We start from the raw sequence: 5,149 nt of genomic DNA, 5'->3' as shown, positions 1-5,149 counted from the left end.
GTACAGCACCACATACAGGGCCAGCTGGCGGGCCAGCGTGCTGGGAATGGCCTGGCCGTGGCGGCCCTTCAGGCTGAGGATGCCGGGCGTGTAATCCATCGGCCCGGCCAGCATGCGGGTGAACACCAGGTTGACCTCATGCTCGGGCGGGTTCGGTGGCTGGCCCCAGGCGTTGTATTCCATGCCACGTGCGCCTTCGCGGGAAATCCAGTTCGGGTAGGTGCGGCGCAGGCCGGTGTCCTTGATCGGCTCGTGCGGGTTCACCGACAGGTGCCGACGGGCGGCTTCCTGCACCACCTTCAGGTGATGGCGGGCCATGAACTGCCCGTCGTGCCACTCGCGCCACAGCGGGCCGCCGGCCGGATTGCGGCGATCAACCTGGCCGTCGTCGCAGACGTAGCCGGTCTTGAACTGGTCCACGCCCAGCCGCGCATACAGATCCAGCGCAGCACCCAGCTGGTCTTCGTAGTGTTCGATCGCACAGCCGGTTTCATGATGGCCGATCAGGTGCACGCCCTTCTTCAGCCCGTACGCCGACAATGATTCGATGTCGAAATCCGGCGTGGCGCGGGTGAAGTCGAAGTCGTAACCGTTGCCGACCCAGTTGCCGTCCCAGCCAGGATTCCAGCCTTCCACCAGCACACCACGGAAGCCGTGCGCGGCGGCGAAATCGATCACTTTCCGCGTCTTTGCGGTGGTGGCCGCATGCTTCGGTCCGGTGGCCCAGCTCTCTTCATCCAGGTGCATCGACCACCACACGCCCAGATACTTGGCCGGTTTCACCCAGCTCACATCGCCCAGCGCATTGGGCTCGTTGAGGTTGAGGATCAGGTCGGACTCGACCAGGCCGCCGGCACGGTCGGCGATCTGCAGGGTGCGCCATGGCGTGGCGAAGGGCAGGGCGCGGCGCACCTTCCAGCCTTCGGCCGAAGGCGAAAGCTGGGCGCGCAGGCGCTGGCCCTCGGTGCGGCGCAGCCACATGCCCGCGTAGTCGACCAGTGCCGCCTCATGGATGGCCACGTGCAGGCCGTCGTGGCTGCGCAGGGTCATCGGCGTGTGCACCAGCGGCACTTCGCGCAGCGGGGTGCGCTGGTACAGGTATTCGTAATGGATCGGCTCGCCCGCGGGTATCCACCATGCGGTGGACTCCGGCGCGATGGCGAACTCGGTCAGCTCGTCATCGATGATCGCTTCGCGCAGGTTCGGTTGCTCGGGGAACACATAGCGGAAGCCCAGGCCGTCGTCGTAGGCGCGGAACACCAGGTCCAGCCGGCGCTTGCTGCCGGTGCCTTCGGCCAGGTGCACGGTCAGTTCGTTGAAGTGGTTGCGGGTGAGCCGGCGCTCGCCCCAGGGCTGTTCCCAGCTGTCATCGACACTGCGCCGTTCCTGCGCCAGCAGGCTGAAGTCGCGGTCGAGGCGACCATCGCGCAGTTCAAAACCCAGCTTCGAATCGGCCACCACGGTCTGGCCGAGGCGCTCGACGCGGTAGCGCGCGGTACCGCCGTCCAGCACCAGGCTGACCTTCAGCACCTTGTCCGGTGATTCTACGCTGGCGATCTGCGGTGCCGCCGCCTGTGCCAGCGCGGCCCATCCCAGCAGGGCCAGGCCGAAAGCGTGCGCGAACACTGCGCGTACCATTGTGGGTGACGTCGGCATTTCCCCTCCCAAGGCGCCGTTGACAGACCCGGACCATAAGCCAGGCCGACAGGCCTGCCGGTACTGCACGCCATGAATACGTATGCAGCTGGACGCAGTCGACAGCCCCGCGTCTACCATGGGGCCAGGGCACCTTGAGGGAGGTGCCGCGCCCGCACGCCGGCAACGGCAGTGCGGACCCACAACGGTGCAGAGAGGGAGGGAGGTCGACGGGCGCAAGCCGGTCTGCCGCTTCGATGCTGAAGATCATTTGCCTGACCGCTGCCCTGGGGGCAGCGCTGGGGACGACCGCGCACGCGGCCGACCTGACATTCGACGGCCGCCAGGCGCGCGCCGAATCCGCTGCCAAGGGCAGCTTCGTGCTGCATGCGCCGAAGGGTGAGGTGCGCATCGCCGCCGCGCCCATGCGCAGCCAGACCGGCAGCGTGATGTTCGATGCGCTGTTCGCGCTGGCCCAGCAGGAAATGGACCAGGACCGGGTGGATGCCATCCGCGATCCGGCCTTCGACGAAGGCCGTCCGGTACCGTGCGAGTGCTTCCAGACCGGCGCGCGCTGGCCGTATGTGTGGACGCGTGACGTCAGCTTTGCAGCCGATCTGGCGCTGGCGAAGCTGGACCCGAAGCGCACCCGTCAGTCGCTGCAGTTCAAGTTGTCGGCTGCGCGCGACGGGCATACGCCCGGCCTGTTCGTGGCCCAGGACACCGGCTCCGGTGGCAGCTGGCCGATCAGCAGCGACCGCGTGGTGTGGTTCCTCGCCGCACGCCACCTGCTGGATGATCCTGCGTTTGCCGAGCAGGTCTGGCAGGCCCTGCAGGGCACATTGGCGCAGGACCGGGCGATGGTGTTCGACGCGCAGATGGGCCTGTATCGCGGCGAGACCTCGTTCCTTGACTGGCGCGAGCAGACCTATCCGGACTGGACGCGCGAGGACGTGCGCTTCATCGGTGATTCCTACGCGCTGTCCACCAACGTGCTGCATTACCAGGCGCTGCGCCTGGCGCAGCAGATGGCCGCGCAGCTTGGCGACGAGCGCAGCGAGCAGTACAGGGCCTGGGCCGATGCACTGGCGGTGCAGATCGACGCGCGCTTCTGGCGCGAAGACATGGGCCAGTACATGAGCTACATCGGCGAGGCGGCGCACCCGGTGCCGTACGCCAAGATCGATCTGCTCGGCCTGTCGCTGGGCATCCTCGCCGACGTGCTGCCTGCTGAGCGTGCGCGGCGGGCGCTGGCGGGCTATCCGATGGGTGCTGCCGGCAGCCCGGTGGTGTGGCCGCAGGAAGCGCAGCAGCCGATCTACCACAACCGTGCGATCTGGCCGTTCGTCAGTGCGTACTCGCTGCGCGCGGCGCGCGAGGTGGACGATGCGCCGCGCATTGCTGCCGAGATCCGCTCGCTGATGCAAGGGGCGGCGCTGGCAGGTTCCAACATGGAGAACTACGAGCTGGTCAGCCAGGCCGTGCACGTGGACGAAGGCGCGTTGAGCGGGCCGGTGGTCAACTCCGAGCGCCAGCTGTGGTCGGTGGCCGGCTATCTGTCGATGGTCACCGAAGGCGTGTTCGGCGTGCAGGACGACGGTCGCGTGCAGCCCAAGCTGCCGGCCGAGCTGGTGCCGGAGCTGTTCGGAAAGCAGAAGCGGATCAGTCTGGAGGCGGGCGGCAAGCGCTATGTGCTGGAGCGCCCGAAGCAGGTGGGCGCTGGCTTGTTGATCGCGGGAAAAACGCGTACGCGCGGCACCACGACCACCGTGCAGCTGGTCGCTGCGCCGGCAGCCGTGAGCCGTGATGTGCCGCGTGCCGATGCCAATGCGCGAGCACCGGCCACGCCGCTGGCACCGCAGGCAAAGCGCAGTGGCAAGGGCTGGTCGGTCGCGGTGGCTGCCGGCCAGGTCCTCTGGCAGGACGGTGTCGCGGCCACGGCCAGCAAGGGCCAGGTGCGCGTCGGCGATGATGGCCTGCAGCACTGCCTGAGCCTGACCCGGCGCGAAGGTGCGCTGGAATCCCTGCACAGCCCGATGGTCTGCGTCGGCCCGCAGCAGGTGCTGCGGGGCAGCCGGCAATGGCAGTTCAATGCAGCCAGCGCGGGCCACGTGCGCCTGCGCCTGCAGTACAGCAACCCGAACGGCCCGATCAACACCGGTGTGACCGCGGCGGTGAAGCAGCTGGCCGTGCAGTGCAAGGGCCAGCCTCCGCAGCGGCACACGGTAACGCTGCCGCACAGCGTGGCGGCGCAGGACTCGACCGCGGCAACCTTCGCGGTACCCAAAGGCCGCTGCACGGTGACGCTGGAAGAGGGCTTCAACATGAGCGCGCTGCAGCACTTCGCGCACTACACCGGCGGCAAGGGCGGGCGTGATGGCGTGCTGAACCAGGCCCAGGTCCAGGCGCTGAAGATTGCGCCGGTGGCGGCAGCAGAGGACGCACGATGAGCCGTCCTGCAAAGCCGCAGTTGTCGTTCTGGCAGATCTGGAACATGTGCTTTGGCTTCCTTGGCATCCAGTTCGGCTTTGCCCTGCAGAACGCCAACGCCAGCCGCATCTTCGAAACACTGGGTGCGGACATGGACGCGGTGCCCGGACTGTGGATCGCCGCACCGCTGACCGGCCTGCTGGTGCAGCCGGTGATCGGCTACCTGTCCGACCGCAYGTGGACACGCTGGGGACGGCGCCGCCCGTTCTTCATGATCGGCGCGGTGCTGACCACGCTGGCCCTGCTGGTGATGCCGAACTCGCCGACGCTGTGGATCGCGGCTGGCACGCTGTGGGTGCTGGACGCCTCGATCAACGTGTCGATGGAGCCGTTCCGCGCTTTCGTTGGCGACCAGCTGGCACCGCGGCAGCGCCCGGCGGGCTATGCCATGCAGAGCTTCTTCATCGGCGTCGGCGCGATCGTTGCCAGCTTCCTGCCCTTCATCCTGGCCCACTTCGGTGTTGCCAACACGGCAGCGGCGGGCGAGGTGCCCGATACCGTGCGCTATGCGTTCTACTTCGGCGCGGTGGTGCTGCTGGCGGCGATCACCTGGACGGTGGTCAGCACCCGTGAGTATTCGCCCGACGAGCTGGCCAGCTTCGATGATGCCGAACCACCGGCGCATCACGCCGGGGCCGCGGTCAGCGGGCCCGCACCGTGGACGCAGGTTGCGCTGTGGCTCGGTCTCGGCGTGCTGCTGGCGGCACTGATCGCGTGGCGCCAGGGCGACAAGATGCTGTACGTGCTGGCCGGCCTGTGCGCGGGTTACGGCGCACTGCTGGCGGCGGCGCGGGTACTACCGGGTACGCACATGCTGGCCGCCATCGTCGGCGACCTGCGCGCGATGCCGATCACCATGCGCCGGCTGGCCTGGGTGCAGTTCTTTTCCTGGTTCGCCCTGTTCGCGATGTGGATCTTCACCACGCGCGCAGTGGCCGGCATGCATTTCGGCTCCACCGATGTCGAATCGGCGGCCTACAACGAAGGTGCCAACTGGGTGGGCGTGCTGTTCGGTGCCTACAAC

The 5,149-nt window shown here is 67.9% G+C and carries 3 protein-coding genes; 2 read left to right on the top strand and 1 reads right to left on the bottom strand.

Annotated elements, in window-relative coordinates; genetic code table 11:
• A partial coding sequence (locus AC1VAN_RS10485) for a glycoside hydrolase family 97 N-terminal domain-containing protein (RefSeq protein WP_480985760.1) occupies window positions 1-1,656 on the bottom strand: 1,656 nt, incomplete at its 3' end.
• Between the two features lie 236 nt (window positions 1,657-1,892).
• Here AC1VAN_RS10485 and AC1VAN_RS10480 point away from each other — a divergent pair.
• Both AC1VAN_RS10480 and AC1VAN_RS10475 read left to right on the top strand, forming a co-directional pair.
• Window positions 1,893-4,085 (top strand): alpha-L-rhamnosidase-related protein, encoded by a 2,193-nt coding sequence (locus AC1VAN_RS10480; protein ID WP_442252086.1) that lies wholly within the window; start codon window positions 1,893-1,895, stop codon window positions 4,083-4,085.
• Window positions 4,082-5,149, top strand: a 1,068-nt coding sequence (locus tag AC1VAN_RS10475) for an MFS transporter (protein WP_480985759.1), incomplete at its 3' end; no start/stop codon positions are given. The genes AC1VAN_RS10480 and AC1VAN_RS10475, both read left to right, overlap by 4 nt.

It is taken from the genome of Stenotrophomonas sp. 05L44_2, assembly GCF_056665995.1.
This window is presented reverse-complemented; position numbering and strand designations above follow the sequence as displayed.

What these genes read in the sequence shown, in the direction of transcription:
- AC1VAN_RS10480 (WP_442252086.1), top strand. Translation starts at nt 1,893, where the DNA reads ATGCTGAAGATCATTTGCCTGACCGCTGCCCTGGGGGCAGCGCTGGGG.